The sequence below is a fragment of the Moorena sp. SIO3I6 genome (assembly GCF_010672095.1).
The window spans coordinates 1-2,267 of sequence record NZ_JAAHHU010000767.1 but is presented as its reverse complement, the minus strand read 5'-3'; the positions used below and the strand labels follow the sequence as shown (position 1 = coordinate 2,267).

At 44.9% G+C, this 2,267-nt stretch carries 2 protein-coding genes and 1 pseudogene; all 3 read right to left on the bottom strand.

The annotated features are described in order from the left end of the window. Nucleotides 1-709 (bottom strand): tetratricopeptide repeat protein (locus F6K49_RS42490; RefSeq protein ID WP_366514303.1); only part of this gene is annotated, 709 nt, incomplete at its 3' end. A gap of 279 nt (nt 710-988) precedes the next feature. Then, nucleotides 989-1,897 (bottom strand): tetratricopeptide repeat protein, encoded by a 909-nt coding sequence (locus F6K49_RS42485; RefSeq protein WP_293107425.1) that lies wholly within the window; start codon nt 1,895-1,897, stop codon nt 989-991. Further along, nucleotides 1,897-2,267 (bottom strand): annotated as a pseudogene (locus tag F6K49_RS42480) (hypothetical protein); the annotation flags it as partial. The gene F6K49_RS42485 and the pseudogene F6K49_RS42480, both read right to left, overlap by 1 nt.

Sequence of the window (2,267 nt, the reverse complement as noted above, 5' to 3'; positions counted from 1 at the left end):
TCTTCGTTAAATAAAAAAACAGAAATGCATGTTCATAAAGACTTACCCTCCTGCTTACTAAGAATGGAACAGGAGAAGGAGAGTGTTGTAAAGTCTCCATGTCTGGAGATATTTGTGTTTCTACTCCCAAATCCCACAATGACTCCTCGTATTCTTGAGCTAATCTGTGAACTGTCGATCGCATACCCCAAGCCCAGGCATATGTGGGCATAAGTTCAATCGCTCTGTTAAGATAATTCAAAGCTTGTTTTTTACTTTGTTCATCTATCTCATTCTTGGCTAATTTCTTCTTATCCAGAGTTATTTTCAGGCGGTAGGTTGCTCCCAAGTGAGCTAATGCCCACCCATAGTTGCTGTTTTCTGGTGCTTTATTATCAAGCGCTTTTTCAAAATGTTTTATAGCTGAGTTAATAGATTCCTTTTTCTGCTCTTTATCATTTTCTGTAATTGCTCGTAGACGGTAGTTTTCACCTAGTTGTGCATGAGCCCAGAAATAGTTATCATTCTTTTCGACGGCTTTTTTCAAGTACTTTTCGGCCTTCCTATAATCCATCAACTCGTAGTAAATTGTTCCTAGGTGGGCATTTAGCCAAGCATTGTCCGAGTCACTGTTTTGAAGTTCTTCAAATTTCTCTATCGCCTGTTCATAGGCTCCTGACAAGCGAAGAGTTTCTGCTTTTTGAGCAAGAGCCCAAGTGTTATTATCCATCTGGATCAAATTCCTCCTTGACTGTTATTAGAAACTTAATTGATTGAGCTTTGTTGTCTGAAACGCTTTATAGCGGTTTTCAATTGGGTGAGGTAGATGTTTTTAGGGAGCAGGGAGCAGGGAGCAGCGATGCAGCGCGGTCTTGGGGGTTTCCCCCATGAGCGACTGCATCAAGACGGGAGCAGTGAAAAAATCCTGTGTACCTGATTAGGCTATAAAACGCTATATAGCAATCCCTGTAGGAATTGTGAGCATTGTTGATGCCATATTCCCTACTCCCTACTCCCTACTCCCTACTCCCTTTCCTATAGCGAGTAATGCCTGAGTTTTCGGGTGATATCGCCACTCCATCCAAGCTGGGTCGTGACCGACTAACTCAATGGCTTCATCATTAATAGGAATAGCGTCTTGTAGATATTCCCATGCTTGTTCGCAGTTACCTACCAAGATGGCTAAGCCACTCAGTCGGTACAGAATATCTCCTCGATCCCCTGTCTGCCATTGAGACAGCAATACTGTCCGCGTAAGCTCAATGTCGCTTTTGGCCTGGGTCAATCCCTGCCAGCGAGCCTTCGCTACTGCAATACAGTATAAAGCTGTAGTGTCATCAGGAACTTCTTCTAACCTCTGCTGGCAACAAGCGATCGCCTCAGCATATTGGCCGTCGTAGCAAAGGATTAACCCTCTCTCAATCCGCCAATTTTTCACAAATATGGTTTTGTCAAAGGCGATAGCACGGTCAAAATCAGTCAGGGCTTTCTGGTAGCACTTCATCAGCTCATAAACTCGGGCACGATAGGCAATTGCCCAAAGGTAATCCGGCTTCAGCTCAATGGCTCGCTCCAAGTCAGCCAGGGCGATTGTGTAATATGCTTCCCCCATAAAGCGGTAGGTTACGCCCCGGTGAGCGAGGGCCCAAAGGTAGTTAGGGTTGAGATCAATAGCGCGGCTAAAATCTGTTCGGGCTTCCTGATAACGTTTGATCTGATAGTAGGTTTCTCCACGGTGAGCGAGAGCCCAAGGGTTGTTAAAATTTAGCTCAAGGGCATGGGTGAACTTAGCGAGGGCAGCTTCAAAATCTCCCATCAGCCGATCAGCCTCACCTTGCTGAGCTAGAGTTTTAGCTTTCTCAGGGTTCTGTGCGATCGCTAACTTGAGGTTGGACACAGTTTGTTGATAAGCTGTCATCAGATCTGTTTCTCCCCTGTAGCTTCTTTAACAAAAGACATACCTAAGCGCGCCATCATGTCTTTGTCCACAGGTGCTAACCCTTGAGGCGGAATATAAAGGGTTGAAACCTCAGTAACACTGCTCTGTGGTAGCTTGGACAGAGGAATACGCTGGATAACTGGTTTGCAAACTGGATAATAAACAGCTGCTTCGTAAACAATCACTTCATGGTCACCTCCATAATGTGTTTTTAAGACCTCGGTCAATATAGTTAGAGGACGAAACTGTTCCTCCGGTTTGTAAAAACCGAGATTGCCAACCATGGCAATCTGCCACAAAATCAAGGGGCTAGTGGGGTCAAATTTACGCCGTCGAATCAAAAAGTCCG